General features: G+C 71.7%; 15 protein-coding genes. 9 read left to right on the top strand and 6 right to left on the bottom strand.

Annotated elements, in window-relative coordinates; all coding sequences use genetic code 11:
- Nucleotides 1-222: 222 nt before the first annotated feature.
- Together OHN74_RS26710 and OHN74_RS26705 are read right to left on the bottom strand one after the other, a co-directional pair.
- Nucleotides 223-1494, bottom strand: coding sequence for a serine/threonine-protein kinase (locus tag OHN74_RS26710; protein ID WP_327697125.1), 1272 nt, complete (start codon nt 1492-1494; stop codon nt 223-225).
- Between the two features lie 290 nt (nt 1495-1784).
- A complete protein-coding gene (locus OHN74_RS26705) occupies nt 1785-3530 on the bottom strand; it encodes a serine/threonine-protein kinase (protein ID WP_327697124.1) in 1746 nt (581 codons plus the stop codon).
- Nucleotides 3531-3989: 459 nt separating this feature from the next.
- Here OHN74_RS26705 and OHN74_RS26700 point away from each other — a divergent pair, with 459 nt between their 5' ends.
- The 5 genes from OHN74_RS26700 to OHN74_RS26680 all read left to right on the top strand — a co-directional run bounded on the left by OHN74_RS26700 (nt 3990) and on the right by OHN74_RS26680 (nt 13976).
- Nucleotides 3990-7595: an FHA domain-containing protein gene (locus tag OHN74_RS26700; RefSeq protein WP_327700287.1), complete on the top strand. Its 3606-nt coding sequence runs from the start codon at nt 3990-3992 to the stop codon at nt 7593-7595.
- 290 nt (nt 7596-7885) lie between these two features.
- Nucleotides 7886-9256 carry an ABC transporter substrate-binding protein gene (locus OHN74_RS26695; RefSeq protein ID WP_327697123.1) on the top strand — a complete coding sequence of 457 codons (1371 nt, stop codon included), beginning with the start codon at nt 7886-7888 and terminating at the stop codon, nt 9254-9256.
- A gap of 10 nt (nt 9257-9266) precedes the next feature.
- Nucleotides 9267-10625, top strand: coding sequence for a carbohydrate ABC transporter permease (locus tag OHN74_RS26690; protein WP_327697122.1), 1359 nt, complete (start codon nt 9267-9269; stop codon nt 10623-10625).
- Between the two features lie 98 nt (nt 10626-10723).
- On the top strand, nt 10724-11527 hold the full coding sequence (locus tag OHN74_RS26685; protein ID WP_327700286.1) for a carbohydrate ABC transporter permease: 804 nt from the start codon (nt 10724-10726) through the stop codon (nt 11525-11527).
- Between the two features lie 166 nt (nt 11528-11693).
- A complete protein-coding gene (locus tag OHN74_RS26680) occupies nt 11694-13976 on the top strand; it encodes a bifunctional glycosyltransferase/CDP-glycerol:glycerophosphate glycerophosphotransferase (RefSeq protein WP_327697121.1) in 2283 nt (760 codons plus the stop codon).
- Nucleotides 13977-14010: 34 nt separating this feature from the next.
- Here OHN74_RS26680 and OHN74_RS26675 read toward each other — a convergent pair whose 3' ends face one another.
- On the bottom strand, nt 14011-14424 hold the full coding sequence (locus OHN74_RS26675) for an organic hydroperoxide resistance protein (RefSeq protein WP_327700285.1): 414 nt from the start codon (nt 14422-14424) through the stop codon (nt 14011-14013).
- 157 nt (nt 14425-14581) lie between these two features.
- Here OHN74_RS26675 and OHN74_RS26670 point away from each other — a divergent pair, with 157 nt between their 5' ends.
- Entirely contained in the window at nt 14582-15040 is a 459-nt protein-coding gene (locus OHN74_RS26670) for a MarR family winged helix-turn-helix transcriptional regulator (RefSeq protein ID WP_189148241.1), read from the top strand.
- Here OHN74_RS26670 and OHN74_RS26665 read toward each other — a convergent pair.
- Nucleotides 15003-16652, bottom strand: coding sequence for a glycosyltransferase family 39 protein (locus OHN74_RS26665; RefSeq protein WP_327697120.1), 1650 nt, complete (start codon nt 16650-16652; stop codon nt 15003-15005). The two genes, OHN74_RS26670 and OHN74_RS26665, sit on opposite strands and share 38 nt — an antisense overlap.
- 90 nt (nt 16653-16742) lie before the next feature.
- Here OHN74_RS26665 and OHN74_RS26660 point away from each other — a divergent pair, with 90 nt between their 5' ends.
- The 3 genes from OHN74_RS26660 (at nt 16743) to OHN74_RS26650 (ending at nt 20070) form a co-directional block, all read left to right on the top strand.
- Nucleotides 16743-18002, top strand: coding sequence for a glycosyltransferase 87 family protein (locus OHN74_RS26660; protein WP_443060451.1), 1260 nt, complete (start codon nt 16743-16745; stop codon nt 18000-18002).
- Nucleotides 18003-18068: 66 nt separating this feature from the next.
- Nucleotides 18069-19067 carry a UDP-glucose 4-epimerase GalE gene (gene galE, locus OHN74_RS26655; RefSeq protein WP_327697119.1) on the top strand — a complete coding sequence of 333 codons (999 nt, stop codon included), beginning with the start codon at nt 18069-18071 and terminating at the stop codon, nt 19065-19067.
- Nucleotides 19068-19116: 49 nt separating this feature from the next.
- Nucleotides 19117-20070, top strand: coding sequence for an ADP-ribosylglycohydrolase family protein (locus OHN74_RS26650; RefSeq protein ID WP_327697118.1), 954 nt, complete (start codon nt 19117-19119; stop codon nt 20068-20070).
- 7 nt (nt 20071-20077) lie between these two features.
- On the opposite strand, the gene OHN74_RS26645 is transcribed toward OHN74_RS26650, so the two are convergent.
- Both OHN74_RS26645 and OHN74_RS26640 read right to left on the bottom strand, forming a co-directional pair.
- Nucleotides 20078-20722, bottom strand: coding sequence for a response regulator transcription factor (locus OHN74_RS26645; protein ID WP_327697117.1), 645 nt, complete (start codon nt 20720-20722; stop codon nt 20078-20080).
- 52 nt (nt 20723-20774) lie between these two features.
- On the bottom strand, nt 20775-21926 hold the full coding sequence (locus OHN74_RS26640) for a sensor histidine kinase (protein WP_327697116.1): 1152 nt from the start codon (nt 21924-21926) through the stop codon (nt 20775-20777).
- Nucleotides 21927-21942 lie beyond the last annotated feature (16 nt).

Below are 21942 nucleotides of genomic sequence, written 5' to 3'. Positions count from 1 at the left end.
GAGCGGCAGGATTTCGGTCTCGCCCGGAGCGAAATCGGCGAGGCCGGTGCAGCCCAGGCCTGTTTTCCCACCCACCCGTTTACGGCATCTATTCAGCGCGGGCCCGCACCACCCAGCCCGTCCGGCGTTTGAGGACGAGGCCCGTTCAGGGCCGTAGGGGGGTCTGGGGGCGCAGCCCCCAGGGATGGGACGGGTAAGGGCGGCGGGGGCGAAACCCCCCAATCACGGTGACGCCGGTGACGAGGTACTCGTCTCCTGGGGCGTCGCCCCCGCGTCGTCGCCCGACATGGCAGCCCACGTACCGACCCCCACCGCAGCCACCAGCACCACCGTGGCCGCCCCCAACGTCACCCTGCGCCGCCGCGCCGAAGCCCGGTGCCGCGCCGAGCCGGGCCGCGGGGCGCCCACGGGCCGCGGCACACGGGCCGTACCCAGCGCCCCGCCCGCCAGCTCGTCCGGCCCGGGCACCCGCATCGACGTGTGCGTGTCCCGGTTGGAGTCCGGCTTCGCACCCCGCACCAGGGGCACCGCACCCCTCCGCACCCGCTCCCCCGACGGCACGGCCACCTCGTCGTACGCGTCGTCCCGTGAACCCTGACCATGACCCTGGTCCTGGCCGGACTGCGCCTCGTCCTCCGAGTCCGGCTCGTCCACGTCCAGCGGCGGCATCCCCACCAGCAAGGGCAACTGCTCCCGCAGCCGCGCCCCCAGCTCCGACGCCCGCAGCCGCGACGCCGGCGCCTTCGCCAGACACTGCACGAGCAGCTGCCACAGCTCCTCGGGGATACCGGGGAGGGGGACCACCGTCTCCGTCACGTGCCGGCGCAGCACCGCGCCCGGGTGGCCGCCGCCGAAGGGCGTGAAGCCGGCCAGCAGCTCGTACAGGACCGTCGCCAGCGCGTAGATGTCGACCGCCGCGCGCGGAGGCAGCCCCTCGACGATCTCCGGCGCCAGATAGTCCGGCGTACCGATGATCTTCGTGGCCCGGGTCCGCCGCGGTGAGTCGATGAGTTTCGCGACGCCGAAGTCGGTCAGCAGGGCGGGGTGCGCGCCGCCGGGGCCCAGGGGGCCCTGCATGTCCAGCAGCACGTTCTCCGGCTTCACGTCGCGGTGCACGACCCCGGCGGCGTGTGCGGCGGCCAGTCCGTCCGCGATGTCGGCCACTATCGCGACCGCGGCCTCGGGGGCGAGCCGGCGCTCCCGGTCGAGCCGGGTGCGCAGGTCCGTACCCCGCACCAGGTCCATGACGAGCGCGAGGTCGTTGCCGTCGACCACCAGGTCCCGTACGGACACGATGTTCGGATGTTCGAGACCGAGCAGGGCGGTCCGCTCCTGCACGAAGCGTCCGACGAGCTCCTGGTCCGACGCCAGGTCCTCGCGCAACAGCTTGACGGCGACGGGACCCTCGGGTCCCTCGCCCAGCCACACCGTGCCGGCGCTGCCCCGCCCCAGGATCTGGTTGGCGGTGTACCGGCTGCCGATCTTCCGTGCCAAGACTGCTCCTACAGACGCGTGTTGCCGACGCTGCGCCGATCCGGGGGGCTCCCTCGGGACCCGTACCCGACAAGACCTCGACCTCAGCCGACAAAGCTACGCGTCCGGAGCGGCAACCTTCACCGCCGGGACGGAAATCACCCGCCAGGTGTCGACAAATCTCCAGAGTCGCACCGGAACACGGTCGGAGCGCCGCCCGCTTGATCCTCAAATGACCCGGCTACGACCGGATTGCGCGGACGGCCTCCCCGCGACCGGGAAAACCGGGAAACAGCCGGGCGACCGGCCCCCTACGGGTTCCCTGAGTCCCCGGAGCCGCCGCCCAGACCCTCCACCCACCCGCTGACCGTCTTGGTCCAGTCACCGAGTTGTTCGAAGAACCCCTTCGTCGTCCCGATCCAATCCTGCAGCGGGCTCAGTTCCCAGATCAGCCACGCGGCGACGAACAGGATGACGATCGTGAAGAGACACCCCTTGAGGCAGCCGAGCCCCGGGATCTTCATCGGGTTGGCGCTGCGCTGCCGGGGTTCCCTCGGCTCACGCGGCGGCCGGCCCTCGGGCTGCTGAGGGCGCTGGGGCGCTGGGGCGGGCGGCGCGTACCGCTGGGGCTGTTGCTGGGGCTGGTGGTGCTGGGGCGGCGGCGCGTACTGCTGGGGCTGGCCGCCCTGCCCCGGGCCCTGCGGATAGCCGTAGCCGGGCTGGGGCTGCTGGCCCCGCTGCTGACGCGACGGCGGAGGCTGCTGCTGGTACGGCTGCTGGTGGGGCTGTTGCTGCGGCGGCCGGCCCGGCTGGCGCTGGGGACGGCGGCGCAGGGGGTCCTCGCCGGGGTCCAGGTTCTGGATCTGCGTCTGCTCGTTGCGGTCCCGGGCGGCGCGCAGCTGGTTCTGCCAGGGGTGCGGCTCCTGGGGCCCGGCCCCTCCGGGACCGCCGGGCTGGTTCTGCGGCATGGACGGCAGGACGGCCGTGGGGTCCGCGGCGCCGACGGCGCCCATCGCTCCCACCGCGCCGGGCCCGCCGGTGTGCGGCAGCACGCTGGTGGCGGCGTTCGGGTCGTACGCCCCCGCGGCGCCCGCGCCGTACGGCAGCACCTGTGTCGGGTCGCCCGAACCGGGCACCACGGTCGGCGCCGGGTCCGGTGCGAGCAGGTGGACGACTCCCTCGGCCGCCGCGATCTGCATCGAGTTGGAGTGGACGCCGATGCCCTCGGCGACGACGCGCAGCCCGCGCGCGAGGTTCTCGGCGCTGGGGCGTTCGTCCGGGTTCTTGCGCAGGCAGCGCTCGATGACCGTCCACAGCGGTTCGGGCACGGTCGACGGGCGGCGCGGCTCGGCTGTGAGGTGCTGGTGCAGCACTTCGAGGGCGGACCCGCCGCCGAACGGCGGACGGCCGGTGACCAGCTCGTACATCAGGATGCCGGCGCCGTAGATGTCGACCGCGGAGGTCTGCGGACGGCCCTCGGCGGACTCCGGGGCGACGTAGGCGGGCGTGCCGACGAACTCGTGGGTGCGGGTGAGGCCCGGGGAGTCGGCGAGGCGGGCGATGCCGAAGTCGGTGAGCATCGGGTGCATCCGGCCGTTGTCCTGCATGAGCAGGACGTTGGCCGGCTTCAGGTCCCGGTGCACGACACCGTCGGCGTGGCTGACGGCCAGCGCGTCGGCGATCTGGGCGGTGAGGAGTGCGGCGGCGACCGGTGTGAAGGGACCGTTCTCCCGCAGGTACCGGTGCAGGTCGGGCCCATCGATGAGGTCCATGACCAGCGCCAGCAGATCACCCTCGACGACCAGGTCCCGTACCCGGACGATGTTCGGGTGGGTCAGCCGCAGCAGCACGGACCGCTCACGCAGGAAGCGCATCACGATGTCCGCGTCGTTGGCGAGTTCCTCCTTGAGGACCTTGATCGCCACGGTCTCGCCGGGCTGGCCGGGCACGGCCGCCTCGGCTCCCGCGGTCTCCCGCTGGCGGGCGCGCCAGACGGTGCCTGTGGCGCCGCGCCCCAGCGGCTCCTCAAGGAGGTACTTGCTCCCTACCGGCCGCACGTCATGGCTCCCTTACGTACGTAGATCCCGTACACGGTGTTTCCGACCCACTGTAGTGCCGCGCCCCCAGGACACCCTGGGCGACGACCGCCGTCCACACGCGGCTACGTACGGCTACGTACGGGCTCCTTCGCGCGTTCGACGGAAAGTCGACGGGAAAGACGTCTCGATAGTCCCCTCGGTTGCCGAATCACGAACGTGACCGATCTCAAATCGATTACCAAACCGATCCCAAACGGACAGCCGTCGGTCACTGGTCAGGCACTTTTGCGGGCAGAGGCGACCATTCAAGATCACTTATGGGTGGGGGGCGGGCGCGTTGTCAGTGGCAGGTGCGAGGATGCCTCCAGTACTGGCCTACGTGCTCGTGTGCGGTGGGGGAAGTCCGCGGTGGTGGGACCCGTGGCGTGGCTTCGTCCTCCTTTCCGGGTGTCCGTGCAGAAGGGACCGCTGACGGCGATGCAGATCCGGCTGACCGTCGTAGAGCCGCTGGGCCCACCCTCGGAGCCGTGGGCGCGCGCCGCGAGCTGCGACGTACTGGTCACCGCTCCCGCCGGCACGGCGCTCGCCGCGGTCGCCTCGGCCCTGGCGTCGGTGGTCGCGGGCGACAGGCTTCCGTCCACGCCCGAGCGCGGCCGGGAGCGCGAGAGCGGCGGCGCGGTGGTGCTGTACGCGGGCGACCAGCGCCTCGACACCCAGCGCTGCACCCTCGGCGAGCCCCCGCTGGTCGACGGCGCCGTCCTCGCCCTGGGCACCCCCGCCGAGCCCGAGCCGCACCCCGAGGCGGACGAGGTGGCCGCCCAGTTGCACGTGGTCGCGGGACCGGACGCGGGCGGGGTCCATCTCCTGCACGGCGGCCAGATCACCATCGGCCGCTCCGCCGACGCCGACGTCCCGCTGGACGACCCGGACGTCTCCCGGCTGCACTGCGCGGTCACGGTCGCGGAGGACGGCCGCATAGCGGTAGCGGACCTCGGCTCCACGAACGGTACGACGCTGTCCGGCACCCGCCTCGGTACCCGACCGGTCCGCCTCGCGCCGGGCGCGCTGCTGCGCATCGGCGAGTCGGCCCTGCGGCTGACGCCGCCCGGGGACGCGGGCGCACGCGTGGGCACGACCCCGGACGGCGAGGGACACGTGCGCGTGAGCGTCGCCGAAGGGCACGCAAAGGCCTCGGGGACCACGGCGGACGGGTCGGACACCGCCGAGGACACCCACAACAGGCGACCTTCTTCGACGACATCCCCGTTCCCGTCCTCGTCCCCGTCTCGTCCGTCCCAGGTGCCCCACGCGCGCGTGGGGCCCGGCAGCACGGCGAAACCGCCCTCGGGGGAAACCCGTCACGCCTACGGTTCGGCGAGTTGGGGAGCGGCCGGGGGCGTACCCGAGCCGCGTGGCGCGGAGAGCTCCACGGAGGCGGCACAGCCGCTCGTCCCGGGGCAGGGCCGGGCACCGCGGATCGAGAGCCGTGGGCCCGCGGGCGGTGGCGGAGACACCCACGGCGCGGGATTCTCCGTGCCGGCACCGGTGTCCGGGGCTGACGGGGTACCCCAGGCGCGCGCTCATGACGAGGCCGACGCGGAGGCCTCCACGGACAGCGGACGCAAGGGGACGCCCCTGCGCGGGACGGACGTGCCGCAGGGTGTGCGCAGGCGCGGCGGGCTCTCCAAGTGGGCGCGCCGACTGACCGGCGGGCGCACGGAACAGGAGACGCCCGAGGGCGAGGAGTACGACGACGAGGGGCCGGTGTCCGGCCCGGCGGCCCCGGAGTTCGCGGACGCCCCGCCGCAGGCACCGGAGAGCTGGCCCGACCCGGCGACGCTGTTGCTCACGGCCCTGGGCCCCGGCCCCCGGCTCTGGGAGCGCGGCCCGGGGCACCCGGAAGCACTCACGGTCCGGCTGGGTACGGCGGACCGCGCGGCCCCCGACGGCTCCGGGCTGCTGCCCGCCGTACCGGTGACCGCCGGGCTGCGGGAGGTCGGGGCACTCGGACTGGCGGGGCCGCGCGCGCGGCTCGCCGGGCTGGCCCGCGCGGTGGTGGCCCAGCTGACGGCACTGCACTCGCCCGAGGCTCTGGAAGTCGTCCTGATCAGCACGGACCGCACGCGCACCCCGGAGGAGCGCGCCGCCGAGTGGTCCTGGCTCGGCTGGCTCCCGCATCTGCGCCCCGGGCACGGCCAGGACTGCCGTCTCCTTCTCGCCTACGACCGTGAACAGGCCACGGCCCGCGCCGACGAACTCCTGCGGCGCCTGGAGGACCACGACACGGAAGCGGCGGCGAAGAGCCTCACCGGCGGTGGCGGAGAACCGGACCGGAGTGCCCAGGCCGACCGGGGAGAGTCCCGGCGGCCCTCCTGGGCCCGGGACGACGCCCCTGACGGGTCGGCAAACGGTTTCGCGGGCCCGTACACGGTGGTCGTCGTGGACGGTGACCCGGGCGGCGCCGCGGTCCGGGAGGCCGTCGCGCGGCTGGCGCAGGAGGGACCGCGGGCCGGGATCCACGTCGTGTGCCTCGCGGAGACGGAGGCGGCGTCGCCCTCGTCACCGGTGGCGGAGACGTACGAGGCGGCGTGCGCGGCCTCGCCGCCGTTCCGTGAGTGCGGGGCGGTGGCGCTGCTCAGCGGTGACGTGGCCACCGCGCTGCATGTGATGCGGGTGGCGCGGGCCGGGGTGCCCGCACCTGGGCGGACGGGCTCCCCCGACGCCGACTTCGCCGACACGACGGTCCGGACCCCTGCGGGGAGCGCCGGACCGGTCGGGCAGGGCTCCGTCGCCGCCGTGGACGCCGTGTCCCTGGCCTGGGCCGAGCGGTTCGCGCGGGCACTGGCTCCGTTGCGCACCGACGGTGCCGGCGGGGGACGGCAGCAGCGCGTCTCCGCACCCTTGCCCCAAGCGGCGCGGCTGCTCGACGAGTTGGGGCTCGCCCGGGCCACCCCGGCATCCCTGATGGCCCGTTGGGCGGACGCGGCCGACGACAAGGAGACGCTCGGCGGCCGGGCCTGGGCCGTACTCGGCGCCGGTCCGCGCGGGCCGGTCGGCGTGGACCTCGCGGCCGAGGGACCCCACCTGCTGATCGAGGGGCCGCCCGGCAGCGGGCGTACGGAGTTGCTGCGGGCGGTCGTCGCGTCGCTGGCCGCCGCCGAGCGGCCCGACCGGCTGGGCATCGTCCTGATGGACGGCCGGGACGGCACTGGCGGGAGCGGCGGCGGCGCCCAGCACGGCGAAGGGCTGCGGGTGTGCACCGACCTTCCGCATGTCACCACTCACCTCACGGCCAACGACCCGGTCCGTATGCGGGAGTTCGCCCAGTCGCTCAGCGCCGAGCTGAAGCGGCGGGCCGAGTTGCTCGGGCGGGTCGGGTTCGGCGAGTGGCACACCGGGCGCGAACTGTCCGGCCGGATCGGGCCCCAGCGGTCGGGCTCGGGGTCCAAGTCGGCCACTCACGGTTCGGTGGGCGCGGGTGCCGGGGAGGGCGCCGGGGATCTCGATTCGCCGCCGAGTTCGACGATGCGGTTGCGGCCGGCGGCGAGTCGGCGGCGTACGGAGACACCGCCCCTGGCCCGCCTGGTGGTGGTCGTGGACGATCTGGACGCGTTGGTGTCGCCCCCGCTGGGGTCGCCGGGGCGGCCGTCGGCGGGATCCGTGGTGCGGGCGTTGGAGGCGGTGGCCCGGGAGGGCGAGCGGCTCGGGGTGCATCTGGTGGCCGCGGCGGGCGTCGGCGGGCGTACGGCGGAGACGGAACTGGCCCGGGGTGCCGCGCTGCGGGTCGCGCTGGACGCGCCGGCGCCGGGGCCGGACGAACCCGCGGCCGGGCGGGGGCGGTTGAGCGGGGCGGACGGCAGGGGCATCCCGTTCCAAGGGGGGCGGGTGACGGGGCGTATCCCGCGTACGGCGACGCTGCGGCCGACTGTCACCGCGCTGGACTGGCAGCGCATGGGGGATCCGCCGACGCGGCGGCCGGTGCGTGAACTGGGCAACGGGCCTACGGACTTGGCGCTGCTGGCGAGTGCGTTGGAACGGGCGGCACGGTCGGTGTCGGCGACAGAGGTGCCGTCGCTGTTGTGACCGGGGGCGGTTTCTCGCCCCCGCCGTCCCTGCCCGTCCCTGCCCGTCCCATCCTGTTCCTGGAGGGTGCCGGCCGGCGCTGAAAGGGTGGGTGGGTAGGAGGGCGTTTCGAGGGCACCCGGTGAACAGACCGAGTCGGGTGGGCGGGTCGGCGACCAAGGACACGACGCGGTCACGATCACCCGCTTGACACCCCAGGCGCACTTGCCGACCCCCACGACCCGGCGTAGACCAGAGCCCACGGGACAAGCGCCGAGCACGTTCAACGCCGAACGACGAACGGGGCACACATGCGCAGCATGCTACGTACACGCACCCTGACCGCTCTCTCCGCCACAGCCCTCGCCCTCACCCTCACCTCCTGCGGCTCCGACGACGATCCGGGAGACAAGGGCACCGACACCAGCACGGGCACCGGCGGTGACACCTCCGCCTCCGTGAAACTGCCCAAGCTCGACGGCCAGACATTAGAAGTCGCCGCCGTCTGGACGGGCCCCGAGCAGGAGAACTTCACCAAGGTCCTCAAGGAGTTCGAGAAGCGCACCGGCGCGAAGGTCAACTTCGTACCGACCGGCAACAACACCTCCACGTTCCTCGGTACGAAGATCCAGGGCGGCAAGCCCCCGGACGTCGCGTTCCTGCCGCAGGTCGGCGTACTGCACCAGTTCGCCGAGAAGGGCTGGCTCAAGCCCCTCGGCGCCGATGCGCAGGCCCAGCTCGACAAGAACTTCGACGCCGGCTGGAAGGACCTCGGCGCCTTCGAGGGCAAGCAGTACGGCATCTACGTCAAGGCCGCCAACAAGTCTCTGGTCTGGTACAACACCGCCGCGTTCGAGGCCGCCGGCCTCACCGAAGCCCCCGCCACCTGGAAGGACTTCATCGCCGCGGCCCAGACCCTCTCCGACGCGGGCTCCCCCGCCGTCTCCGTCGGCGGCGCCGACGGCTGGACCCTCACCGACTGGTTCGAGAACGTCTATCTCTCGCAGGTGGGCCCGGAGAAGTACGACCAGCTCGCCCAGCACAAGATCAAGTGGACCGATCCGTCCGTCAAGGACGCCCTGACCACGCTCGCCGAACTCTGGGGCAAGGACGACCTTCTCGCGGGCGGTCGTTCCGGCGCGCTGGCGACGGAGTTCCCGAAGTCGGTCACCCAGACCTTCACGGGTGACACCCCGGCGGCGATGGTCTTCGAGGGCGACTTCGTGGCCGCCAGCATCAACGCGGACACAAAGGCGAAGATCGGCACGGACGCGAAGGTCTTCCCGTTCCCGGCGGTCGGCGACCAGGCACCCGTCGTCAGCGGCGGCGACGTCGCCGTGGCCCTGAAGGACGGCGCGGGCGCCCAGGCCCTCCTGACGTTCCTCGGCTCGACCGACGCGGCCGAGATCTGGGCGGCCCAGGGCGGCTTCCTCTCGCCCAGCAAGGCGATGGACCAGTCCGCGTACAAGGACGACGTCACCCGGGACATCGCCAAGGCCCTCATCGCGGCCGGCGACGACTTCCGCTTCGACATGTCCGACCAGGCCCCGGCCGCCTTCGGCGGTACCCAGGGCGTCGGTGAGTGGAAGGACCTCCAGGACTTCCTGAAGAACCCGAAGGACATCGAGGGCACCCAGAAGAAACTAGAGGCCGACGCCGCCAAGGCGTACAAGAACGGCTGACGGCCCCGGCATGGAGTCGAAGACGGACACAGCCGACACGACGCCGATCGACCCGCCGACGGCCAGGACGAAGGCCAGGAGCGTCACCGGCACCCGCTGGTGGGTGGCAGGCCTGTTCCTGCTGCCCGCCCTGGTCCTGCTGGGCTCGCTCGTCGTCTACCCCATCGGCTACTCGATCTGGCGCAGCCTGTACAACGCCGACGGCTCGGGCTTCGTCGGCCTGGAGAACTACGGCGACATCTTCACGAACGACGCCACGCTGACCGCCGTACGCAACACGGCGATCTGGGTGGCGGTCGCGCCCGCCCTGGTCACCGCGCTCGGTCTGATCTTCGCCGTGCTGACCGAACGGGTGCGCTGGGGTACGGCGTTCAAGCTGATCGTCTTCATGCCGATGGCGATCTCGATGCTGGCGGCGGGCATCATCTTCCGTCTCGTCTACGAGGCGGACCCGGACCAGGGTGTCGCCAACGCGATCGTGACATCCGTGCACGACGCCTTCGTGGACGCCTCCGTCTATCCGAAGGCCCGCCCGAACGCCCAGGCAAGCGACCTGAAGGCGTCCGGAGGCGGCTCGTTCACCTCGACCGGAACCGTCAGCCCGGGGACCCCGGCGCTGCTGCCCCTCGTGGGCATCGCCCCCAACAAGCTCCCCGGCACGCCCGAGGACGCGAAGGCGGCCGGTGCCTCGGGTTCCGGGATCAGCGGCACCGTCTGGCTGGACTTCAAGCTCGGCGGTGGCGGTACGAAGGGGCAGGTCGACCCGGGTGAGAAAGCCCTGGAGGGGGTCAAGGTCGAGGCGGTGAAGGACGGCAAGGTCGTCGCCTCGGCCACCAGCGGCGCCGACGGGACCTTCACTCTGTCCGCCGACGCGGACGGGGCCCAACTGCGCCTGCCCGGCTCGAACTTCGCCGCCGCCTACAGCGGGATCGACTGGCTCGGGCCGACCCTGGTCACCCCGGCCATCATCGGCAGCTACACCTGGATGTGGGCCGGGTTCGCGATGGTGCTCATCGCGGCGGGGCTCGCGGGTGTGGACCGGAATCTGCTGGAGGCGGCCCGGGTCGACGGCGCGAACGAGTGGCAGGTGTTCCGGCGGATCACCGTGCCGCTTCTCGCACCCGTGCTGGTCGTCGTTCTCGTCACGCTGATGATCAACGTGATGAAGGTGTTCGACCTCGTCTACATCATCGCCCCGCAGCCCAGCCAGGACGACGCCAACGTCCTCGCGCTCCAGTTGTTCCTGTCGTCGTTCGGCGGTGGCGGCAACTACGGCGTCGGCAGCGCGATCGGCGTCATTCTGCTGCTGCTCGTCCTGCCGGTCATGTTCGTCAATCTGCGCCGACTCAGGAAGGAGCGTCAGCGGTGACCGCTCTCGACCCGCCCGTCGATCCCACCCTCGACCGGCCCGTGCGCGCCAAGCGCTCCTTCGCCGCCCGGGTGGCCGCCGGCGCCGCGGGCGGCGTGATGCGGTTCTTCCTCATCCTCGTCGCGCTCATCTGGATGGTGCCGACGTTCGGGCTGCTCATGTCGTCGTTCCGCGACCCGACGGACATCTCCACCTCCGGGTGGTGGAAGGTGTTCACGGCTCCCGGCCGGCTGACCGCCAAGAGCTACAAGACGCTGCTGGAGAACGACGCGATCACCAGCTCTCTCCTCAACACCATCTGGATCACGGTCCCGGCGACACTCCTGGTCGTCATGATCGGCGCGATGGCCGGATACGCCTTCGCCTGGATGGACTTCAAGGGGCGCGACTGGTGGTTCCTGGTCGTCGTCGCGCTGCTCGTCGTACCCGTGCAGGTGGCGCTGATCCCGCTCTCCGATCTCTTCGGGAAGATCGGGATCTTCGGCGACATCATCGGGGTGGTGCTGTTCCATGTGGGGTTCGGCCTGCCGTTCGCGATCTTCCTGCTGCGGAACTTCTTCGCGGAGATCCCTCGCGAGCTGCTGGAGGCGGCCCGGCTGGACGGCGCCGGCGAGATCAGGCTGTTCGCGACCGTCGTCATGCCGCTCGCCGCGCCCGCCATCGCGTCCCTGGGGATCTTCCAGTTCCTGTGGGTGTGGAACGACATGCTGGTCGCGCTGGTGTTCTCCGACTCGCAGTCGCAGCCGCTCACGGTCGCGCTCCAGCAGCAGGTACGGCAGTTCGGCAGCAACATCGAGGTACTGGCGCCGGGCGCGTTCATCTCGATGGTGATTCCGCTGGCCGTGTTCTTCGCGTTCCAGCGGCAGTTCGTGTCGGGGGTGATGGCGGGCGCGGTCAAGTGAGTCGTTCAAGTAGCGCGATCAAGTAAACGGATAAGCATCTCACTTGTGGGGTTACGGGTCCAAACGCCCATGTCCCCCACATGCCGCAATCGGCGTAACCAAGTCACTCCATCGGCCGTTCCCGGGCAGTAGGCCCCGTGCCGACCCACCGACCCATGGATGTGCCTTGCCCAGGTTCAGTGTCATCGTCCCCGCGTACAAGGTTCAGGCGTATCTGCAGGACTGCCTTGAATCGGTGCTCGGCCAGTCGTATCCGGATCTCGAAGTGATCGCCGTCGACGACAGCTCGCCCGACGCCTGCGGTGCGCTCGTCGACGAGTTCGCGGCACGCGACGCCCGTGTGCGCGCCGTCCATCTGCCGGAGAACGGCGGGGTGGGCGGGGCGCGCAACGCGGGGATCGAGCACGCCACCGGGGACTATCTCGTCTTCGTGGACGGCGACGACACCCTCGCCCCGGACGCGCTGCGGGCGATCGCCGACCGGATCAAGGAGGCGGGCGACCCGGACGTCGTCGTCTACGACCACGCGCACGCCCTCTGGACCGGCGAAACCGTCCGCAGCCCGTTCCTCCATCAGCTCACCGAGCAGGGTCCCGTCCCCTTCCGCCTCGACGACCGTCCGTTGCTGCTCAAGCTGCCGCTGGTGGCCTGGAACAAGGCCTACCGGCGGGAGTTCGTCGAGAGCGAGAAGCTCACCTTCGCGCCCGGCGCCCACACGGACACCTCCTGGACGGTTCCGGCGCTGCTGGCCGCCGAGTCGGTCGCCACCCTGGACCGGGTCTGCGTCCACCACCGTCGGCAGCGGCAGGTCACCGGCGCTCCCGCCGATCGTGGCGATCACGGGCACTTCGACATCCACGAGCAGTACGACCGGGTCTTCGCGTTCGTCGACGCGCGCCCCGAACTCGCGCACTGGCGGCCGGTGTTGTTCCGGCGGATGGTCGATCAGCTGATGTCGGTGCTGGACCGTCCGGACGGTCTGCCGCGCACCGCCCGTGCCGAGTTCCTGCGCAGGTCCCGGGCCCACTACCGCCGTTACCGCACCCCGGGAGCCGCAGTTCCGCTGCACTCGCGGCTGCGGCACCTCCTCGTCCGGACGGGCAGCTACCGCACGTATCGGGCGATGCGTCTCGCGTCCGCCCTGCGCAGGCACATCACCCGCTTCGTCAAGTCCGTTGCGCGCAGCGTCCGTTCGGCCGCGCTGCGGCTGCACTACGGGATCCAGCGGCGGTTGCCGCTGCGCGCCGACCGGGCCGTCTTCACCAGCCACTCCGGGCGCGGGTACGGCTGCAACCCGGGCGCACTGGAAGCCGCGTTCCGTTCCTTCGTGCCGGGTATGCGGACGGCGTGGGTCGCCCGCCCCGAGCACCATCACACGCTCCCGACGGCGACCGCCCGGGTGCGGCCGGGCACCGCCGCCTACTGGACGGCGCTGGCCCGCTCCAAGTACCTGGTGAGCAACGTGAGTTGGGACGAGAGGTTCGTGAAGCGGGCCGGGCAGACAGTGATCCAGACGCAGGCCGGGACGCCGCTGAAGCGCATGGGCCTCGACCTCCAGGACCGGCCGGCCGCCGCCCGTGGCACCGACTTCACCGCGCTCCTCGCGGACGTCGACACCTGGGACCACTGTCTGTCGGCCAACCGCCACTCGACCCTCGTGTGGGAGCGGGTCTTCCCCGGCGGTTACACCACCCTCGAAACCGGGCAGCCCCGCAACGACGTGTTCCAGCAGGCGACTTCGGCGGACGTGACCCGGCTGCGCGAGTCACTCGGCATCCCCGAGGGATCGGTCGCGATCCTGTACGCGCCCACCCACCGCGACTATCTGCGCACCCCCCGCCACACCCTCGACCTCGAACGCGTCCTGCGCCAACTCGGCCCGCGCTACGTGCTGTTGGCTCGCGCGCACCACATCTACGACGCTCCGCTGACGCCCGCCTCGGGTGGCCGGCTCATCGACGTGACCGACCACCCGAGCATCGAGTCGCTGTGCCTCGCCTCGGACGCGCTGGTCACCGACTACTCGTCGCTGATGTTCGACTACGCCAACCTGGACCGGCCGATCGTGATCCACTCGGACGACCGGGAGGCGTACGAGGCGGCCCGTGGCACCTACTTCGATCTGCGTGCCTTCCCGCCGGGCGCGATCGCGCGCAGCGAGGACGAGCTGATCGACATCTTCGCGACCGGCCACTGGCGCGGTTCACGCTCCGCGCAGCTGCGGGGGGCGTTCCGCGAGCGGTTCTGTCCGTACGACGACGGGCGCGCCGCCGAACGGGTCGTTCAGCGGCTGGTGCTGGGCGGGACGGCCGGGCAGGCGCCGGTCACTCCGCTCGCCGAGCGCCACCCGGTGCCGTCGGCGGCGGCCACGTCCGCCAACGCTCCGCTCGCGAGCGTGCCGCACCCGCAGTCCAGCACCGACGGCACGCCCGTCCCCACCTGTTCCTGAGCGACGTACCGCTCTTGCCCTACCGCTCGACGGACTACTCGATGACGAGCTCGACCTCGATGTTGCCGCGCGTCGCGTTGGAGTACGGGCAGACCTGGTGGGCCTGCTCGACGAGCTTGCGGCCGGTCTCCGCGTCGACGGTGTCGGGCAGCTCGACACGGAGGGCGACCTTGAGGCCGAAGCCCTCGCCCTGCTTGCCTATGCCGACCTCGGCGGTCACGGCGGCGTCGCTGACGTCGACCTTGGCGTTACGGCCGACCAGGCCAAGCGCGCTGCCGAAACAGGCGGCGTAGCCGGCGGCGAAGAGCTGCTCGGGGTTGGTTCCGGCACCGTTGCCGCCCAGCTCGACCGGCATGGCCAGCGGGAGGTCGACCTTGCCGTCGGAGCTGACGGCGCGGCCCTCGCGGCCGTGCGTGGCGGTGGCGACTGCGGTGTAGATCGCGTCCATGGAACCCGTCCCTCTCATCGAACTCATCAACATCAGAGCTTCTTGGCTTCTTGGCATTCCTGCCGGAGCCTCCTGCGGGGCTCCTTGATGAAGATAAGTAGAGCACACAATTTAATTGTGCACAACTAAATGACGGGCAAAGAGGTATCGTGGAGGCATGTCAGCAACCTCCGCCGAGGACTTCCTCCGTCTCGACCAGCAGATCTGCTTCTCCCTGAACGCGGCGTCGCGCGCCTTCAACGGCGTCTATCGCGTGGTCCTCAAGGACCTCGGGCTCACCTACCCCCAATACCTGGTGATGCTCGTGCTGTGGGAACACGGACAGCTGCCCGTGAAGAAGGTCGGCGAACATCTGCGCCTCGACTCCGGCACACTGTCGCCGCTGCTCAAGCGGCTGGAGACGGCCGGTCTCGTCCGGCGCGAGCGCAGCGCCCGGGACGAGCGGTCGGTGGAGGTGAGGGCGACCGAGGAGGGCCTCGCGCTGCGCGAGCGGGCACTTCAGGTGCCGCGCCGGATCGTCGCGGCGACCAGTTTCGACGTGGACGAGATCCGGGCGTTGCGGGCCCGTCTCGACGAACTCACCGTCGCTCTGGACGCGGCGGCGCTGGACGCGTAGGCGCTGTGCCTGTGCCTGTTCCGCAAAGCGCTGAGGTGCGTCGGTCGGCTGCGGCGCCGTCGTGGCTGGTCGCGCCCACGCGGCGGAGCCGCATATCGATACAGCCCCGCGCCCCTATGGGGCGCGCCGGCATGGGCCTGCGTTCATAGAGGCGCAGCGTCACCCCGCTTCCCGCCAGCTCCCTCCTCGGCTCGAACTCCTTCTCCACCACCGCCAGTTTGGTCCGCTCGGTCGGGCTGCCCGGGGGCCAGGACGGGCGTAGGGCGTACGGTTCCGCGATCAGCCAGACATGGTCCAGGCCCGCCAGTCGTCGCCGCAGCACAGCCGGGTTCACCTCGACGCCGTACAGCGTGCCCGATGTGCGCGCGGACTCGGCCAGCGCCACGTCCCGGGAGCCGCGGAACCCCTTCGGGTACGCCAGCGCCGAGCGCCGTCCGATCGCCGGCAGGAACAGCACCGGATCGCCGGGGCGCAGTTCACGGGACGCGAGCGCGGAGGCCACGGCGAGGTTCTCGCCGCCGCGCTGGGCCATGGAACGGTCCTCCCGGAGCAGCGGCAGTTGGTGCACACAGACAAGGACCACGGCGAGCGCCCCGGCCGCGGTGACGGTCGCCCGGGGCAGCCGCGGCACGGCCCGCGCGATGCGGTCGGCCCCGGCGGCGACGAGAAGAGGGGCGCCGGCAAGGGCGTACAGGACGTAACGGGCGTCGTAGAGCGGTGACCACTGGGAGCCGGTCATGAGGATCGCGGGCGGTACGACGAGCAGGGGGAGCGCGACGGCGGGGAGGGACAGGCCACGGCCCCAGGGGCGGCTCGACGCCACGTAGATGAGGATCAGGCAGGGCGCGAGGACCTCGTCCGTCGGGCCGGCGAACTGACGTACGAGGTGGTCCACGCTGCTCTGGCCGGGTGGCCGCAGCCATGCCACTTGCGCCGACTGGGCGTGCGAGAGCAGCGCCAGCGGGAGCACCGCCAGCACCACGGTGCCGGCCGCGCACAGCCAGCCGGCCCACACGCGCCGGGGGACGCGGGCGAGCGCGAGGGTCACCGCGTGGGCGAGGAGCAGCAGTACGGCGAACTCGTGGAGGAGGCAGGTGACGGCGACGACCGCTCCGTACGGCACCCAGGAGCGACCCCCGACCGCCCGGACCAGCAGCAGCGTCGCACCGGCGGCGCCGGCGGCGACCATCGCGTACGACCGGCCCTCCTGGGCGTAGTGGCCGACCATCGGGTTGATGGCGTACAGCAGACCGGCCCAGAGGCCGACGCGCGGGCGGGCCAGACGGGCGCCGAGAGCCGCGACGAGGCCGGCGGTCACGGCCGCGGCGAGGACGGACGGAATCCGCAGGAGGACCTCACCGGGGTGGACGGCGAGGACGGGCCGCATGAACAGGTAGTACAGGCCGTGCACGGCGTCGACCTGGTGCAGCAGCCGCCAGATCTGCGGAACCGTGCGGCGCGCGACCTGGAAGGTGGCCGCCTCGTCACGCCATATGCCGTTCCGGTCGAGCCCCCAGCAGCCGATCACCAGCATGACGGCCATGGGGATCACGGGGACCGCGACGGCGGCTGTCTTCTTGTTCATCTCCTTGTTCATCGGTCTGTTGATCACAGGCCTGATTTTGTGCGATTAGACACTGTTTATTTGCTATCGGCACAGAATTGACGTGAATATGGCATCCGTGCGGCTTACGATCCCGCCGTGACGAGACCCCCCACCCCCACCGCCCGCCTCCTCACCCTCGCCGTCGGCTGGGCCGCCTCCCGCGCCCTGATGCTGTGGCTGCTGGTCCACGACGACATCCCGCTGCTCGGCGGCGGCGGGGTGGCACGTGAGGTGCAGCGGCTGTACTTCCGCTGGTACGGCGTCCTCACGCAGGGCACGTTTCCGGCAGACGACACGCTGTGGCAGTACCCGCCGGGCGCGGGTCCGGTGCTGTTGTCGCCCGCTCTGCTGCCGGCGCTGACGTATTTCGAGGCGTTCGTGGCGCTCACACTCGCCGCCGACGTCCTGGTTCTGCTGGCCCTCACGCGCACGGGAAGGCGTCCGGGCCGATCCCTGCGCGGTGCCGTGTACTGGACAGTCAGCCTGCCTCTTCTCCTCCAGGTGCCGCTCGCGCGCTACGACGTGCAGGTCACGGCGTTCGCCGTCATCTCCCTGTTGACGTTGTCGCGCTCCCCGCGCGCGTGCGGCGCGTTCGCGGCGCTCGGCGCCCTGGTGAAGGTCTGGCCCGCGCTGGTGCTGCTGGGCATGGAGAAGGGCCGGACGACCCGGTCGGCGTGGACCTCCGCGACGATCACGGCGACGGCCGCCCTGGCGCTCCTGGCGACGGTGTTCAGCAACCCGTTCTCCTTCCTGCGTCAGCAGGGCGGGCGGGGCGTACAGATCGAGTCGTTCGGCGGTACCGCGCTCTCCCTCGCCACGCGCGCCGGGTGGGAGGGGCGCGTGCGCTACCAGTACGGCTCGATGGAGTTCGTGGGCCCGCACGTCTCGGCCGTGGCCGCGCTGTCCCTCGCCCTGACGGCCGTGGCGTTCGGGCTTCTGCTGCTGTGGCGGGTGCGGGCCCGGCACTGGACGGAGGCGACACCGTTCGACGCGGCGCTGACCGCCGTACTCCTCTTCACGGTCACCAGCCGGGTGATCAGCCCGCAGTACATGGTCTGGCTGCTCGGACTGGCCGCCGTGTGCCTGACCTCGCGGTACACGAGTCAGCGTCCGGTGGCGTGGCTGCTGCTGGCGGCCGCGGCGGTCAGCGGTCTCGACTACCCGGTCCTGTACGCCGAGGTCGTGCACTGCACGTGGACCGGGGTGGCGGTGATGGTCGTACGCAACGGTCTGCTGGGCGCTGCGGCGATCCTGTCCTTCGTACGGCTGTGGCGCTCGGCCCGCCCGGCCACGGTTCCGTTTCCGGCCCCTTCTTCGGCCCGTCCGCTGCCCGAGCGGGAACTTAGTGCGCCTTAACGGGAGTTGGCTGACAAAGTTCAACCGACCAACCGACCACCTGACCACACGAGGGGACGGCCGAACATGACCTGGCTGATCACCGGCGGCGCCGGCTACATCGGGGCGCACGTCGTGCGCGCGATGACCGAAGCGGGCGTACGGACTGTGGTGTACGACGACCTGTCCACCGGAATCGCCGAGCGCGTGCCGGACGGCGTACCGCTGGTGGTCGGCTCGACCCTGGACGGGGAGCGGGTGGCACGTGCCCTGCGGGACCACGAGGTGACGGGCGTGGTCCATCTGGCGGCGAAGAAGCAGGTGGGCGAGTCGGTGGACCGCCCCCTGCACTACTACCGGGAGAACGTGGAGGGGCTGCGCGTCCTGCTGGACGCGGTCACGGCGGCCCGCGTCCCGTCGTTCGTGTTCTCGTCCTCGGCGGCGGTGTACGGCATGCCGTCCGCCGCGCGGGACGGGTCCCTGGTGACGGAGGACACCCCGTGCGCGCCGATGAGCCCGTACGGCGAGACGAAGCTGGCGGGCGAGTGGCTGGTCCGCGCGACGGGCCGGGCGACGGGCCTTTCCACCGCCTCCCTCCGCTACTTCAACGTGGCGGGCGCGGCGGCCCCGGAGCTGGCGGACGTGGGCGTCTTCAACATCATCCCCATGATCTTCGAACGCCTGACGGCCGGCGAACCCCCGCGCGTCTTCGGCGACGACTATCCGACCCCGGACGGCACGTGCGTCCGGGACTACATCCATGTGACGGACCTGGCGGAGGCCCATGTGGCGACGGCCCGGGCGCTGGAGGCGACACCGGGCCGCGAACTCACCCTCAACATCGGCCGGGGGGAGGGCGTTTCGGTCCGCGAGATGATCGACCGCGTGAACGCCGTGACGGGCCGCACCCTGCCCCCGGTGGTGGCCCCGCGCCGCCCGGGCGACCCGGCGAGGGTCGTGGCCTCGGCCGACCGCATCGCCGCGGAACTGGGCTGGAAGGCGAAACACGACGTCCAGGACATGATCACCTCGGCGTGGGAGGGCTGGGTGCGTCTGCATCCGGAGGCGGGGACGACGGCACCCTGACGGCACCCTGACGGCACCACGGATACGGCGGCCTCCGTATTCTGCGGATGTGGACGACCGGAGTGCTCAGCAGGAACGCGCGCGGCTCGCGGTCGGCGCCGTCGTCGGTTCGGCCGTCGGTGACGCGCTGGGCGCTCCCTTCGAGTTCGGCCCCGAGGGTGCCTTCTCCGCGCGCTTCCCCTCGGTCGGCCAGGGCGGCGAGATGTGCGGGGGCGGTGGCTGGGACCCGGGCGAGGCGACCGACGACACGCAGATGGCTGTGCTGGTCGGGGAATCGCTGTTGGAGTGTGGTGGGCTCGAACTCCCGGACGTCTTCCGGCGGTTCCGAAGGTGGGCGGTGAGCGAGCCGAAGGACATCGGGCTGCAGACGGAGGCGGTGCTGTGCGGCCCCGACGACTGGGACGTGGCCGCCGCCCTGCATTTTCAGACCAGTCAACGCGGCGCGGGGAACGGCGCGTTGATGCGGGCGGCCACCTCGGCCGTGTACTTCGCGGGCGAGGGCCGACAGGCCACGATGGACGCCGGTCGGCGCATCGCCGCGCTCACCCACGGGGACCGCGCCGCCTGGGAGGGGACCGCTCTCTGCCACGAGCTGGTGCGGGTCGCGCTGGACGGCGACGACCCGCTCACCGCCGTACCGGAGGCCCTCGCCGCGGTCCACCCCGAACACCGGGCCCGCTACGCCACCGTGCTCTCCTCCGACTGGCATCCGGACCTGGCCACCGAGTTCAACGGCGCCGTCTGGCCCTGCCTCGGCTGCGCCGTCTGGGCACTGCGGACCACGTCCTCGTACGAGGAGGCCGTCCGCGCGGCGATCGACCTCGGCGGCGACACCGACACCGTCGCAGCTGTCACCGGCACCCTCGCGGGCGCGGTGTACGGCGTCACCGGCATTCCCGCGCGCTGGACCGAGCCGTTGCACGTACCCCTGCCGGGTTTCGGCGAACGGGTGCTGCACGCGCCGGAGTTGGAGAAGCTGGCGCGCAGCCTGGTCGCCCGGTAGCCGGGCCCTACTTGTTGTTCAGGTACGCCAGTACCGCCAGCACCCGTCGGTGTCCGCTGTCGCTCGGGGGCAGGCCCAGCTTCAGGAACACGTTGCCGATGTGTTTGCTGACCGAGCGGTCCGTGACCACCAGGGTCTTGGCGATCATCGTGTTGTCGTGGCCCTCCGCCATCAGCTTGAGGACCTCGCGCTCGCGCGGGGTGAGGGAGTCGAGGGGTGAGTCGCGGCGGCGGACGAGGAGTTCGGCGACCACCTCGGGGTCGAGAGCCGTGCCACCGGCGGCGACGCGCTCCAGGGCGTCCAGGAACTCGTCGACCCTGCCGATGCGGTCCTTCAGGAGATAGCCGACGCCGCTCGCTCCGCCGCCCAACAGCTCCGCCGCGTACGACTCCTCCACGTACTGGGAGAGGACCAGCACCGGAAGGCCGGGGATCTGCTCCCTCGCCTCCAGCGCCGCCCGCAGCCCCTCGTCCCGGAAGCCGGGGGGCATCCGGACGTCCAGTACGGCGGCGTCCGGGCGGTGTTCGAGAAGGGCCGGCAGCACTTCGGGGCCGCTGCCCACTTCGGCCAGGACCTCGTGGCCGGCCGACGTCAGCAGCAGGACGAGCCCTTGTCTCAGGAGGGCGTTGTCCTCGGCGATCACTACGCGCATGACGGTCCTGTTCTCGATCCGGTCCAGCCCACCGGCCGTGCGGCGGTCGCGCTCACCATACGCAGGGCAGTTCCACCTCGATCACGGTCGGCCCCCCTACCGGGCTCGACACGTCCACGCTTCCGTCCAGCGCGGCCACCCGGCGGCGCATCCCGAGCAGTCCGGTGCCACCCTTCTCGTCGGCGCCGCCCTGGCCGTGGTCACCCACCCGGACCTTCAACCCCCTTGGTACGCGCGCGAGTTCGACCCACGCGGTCGGCGAACCGCTGTACTTCGCCGCGTTCGTCAGCGCCTCGGCGACCACGAAGTACGCGGCGGCCTCCACCGCCGCGGGCGCCCTTACGCCGTCCTCGACACCGTCGTCGACCACGCCGACCTCCAGACCGCTGCTCGACGCCAACGCCCGTACGGCGCCCACCAGACCCCGGTCCGTGAGGATCGGCGGATGGATGCCGCGCACCACGTTGCGCAGCTCGGTCAGCGCCTCCTCGGCCTGGTCCTGGGCGTCCTCCAGCAGCTTGCGGGCGGCCTCCGGGTCACGGTCGTAGGCCCGTTTCGCGAGGCCGATCCGCATGGACAGGGAGACCAGGCGGGCCTGGGCGCCGTCGTGCAGGTCCCGTTCGATGCGCCGGAGTTCGGCGCCGTGCGCGGCGACCGCGTCGGCCCGGGTCGCCTTCAGCTGCTCGACCCGCTCGACTAGCCGCGCCTTCGGGGAGGGCTTGAGCAGGGCGGCCGACCAGGAGGCGTCGAGGTCGGCGAGCCTGCCGATCAGGGGGAGGACGACCGCCTCGCGGCGCAGCAGTCCGGACCACACACCGTCGACGACCAGACCCACCGGCCAGAGCGGGATCATCAGCAGCGGCAGGGCGCCGTACACGTAGTGGGCGAGCATCCAGCGCAGGTCGGTGCGCGTGCCGGGGTCGCGGACCACGATGCGCAGCTTCTCCTTCAGCCTGCCCTCGATGGGCAGATACGCCTCCGGGATCTCCACGCCCGACCACTCGGTCGCCATCCGGCGCTTGGTGCCCGCGATCCGGCGGATGAGCAGGACCGTCTCGGGGAGCATCCCGATGCCGACGACCGCAAGCGAGACGGTGGCCGTGATCAGCAGGACGGTGATGAATATGTACGAGCCGAAGGCCAGGATCGCGACCGCGACCAGCTGGACCGTGGCCCGCGCTGCTTGCCGCAGTGTCTTCCACATGGTCATCAGGCTAGGC

The sequence above is a fragment of the Streptomyces sp. NBC_00459 genome, assembly GCF_036013955.1.
GTDB lineage: Bacteria > Actinomycetota > Actinomycetes > Streptomycetales > Streptomycetaceae > Streptomyces.
The sequence above is the reverse complement of the archived record's forward strand: the minus strand, read 5'-3'. Positions and strand labels throughout refer to the sequence as shown.

Coding starts and splice junctions, on each gene's coding strand:
- OHN74_RS26675 (WP_327700285.1), bottom strand. CDS start 14,424: ATGGACGCGATCTACACCGCAGTCGCCACCGCCACGCACGGCCGCGAG.
- OHN74_RS26640 (WP_327697116.1), bottom strand. CDS start 21,926: ATGTGGAAGACACTGCGGCAAGCAGCGCGGGCCACGGTCCAGCTGGTC.
- OHN74_RS26695 (WP_327697123.1), top strand. CDS start 7,886: ATGCGCAGCATGCTACGTACACGCACCCTGACCGCTCTCTCCGCCACA.
- OHN74_RS26690 (WP_327697122.1), top strand. CDS start 9,267: ATGGAGTCGAAGACGGACACAGCCGACACGACGCCGATCGACCCGCCG.
- galE (WP_327697119.1), top strand. CDS start 18,069: ATGACCTGGCTGATCACCGGCGGCGCCGGCTACATCGGGGCGCACGTC.
- OHN74_RS26645 (WP_327697117.1), bottom strand. CDS start 20,722: ATGCGCGTAGTGATCGCCGAGGACAACGCCCTCCTGAGACAAGGGCTC.
- OHN74_RS26685 (WP_327700286.1), top strand. CDS start 10,724: ATGCGGTTCTTCCTCATCCTCGTCGCGCTCATCTGGATGGTGCCGACG.
- OHN74_RS26700 (WP_327700287.1), top strand. CDS start 3,990: ATGCAGATCCGGCTGACCGTCGTAGAGCCGCTGGGCCCACCCTCGGAG.
- OHN74_RS26670 (WP_189148241.1), top strand. CDS start 14,582: ATGTCAGCAACCTCCGCCGAGGACTTCCTCCGTCTCGACCAGCAGATC.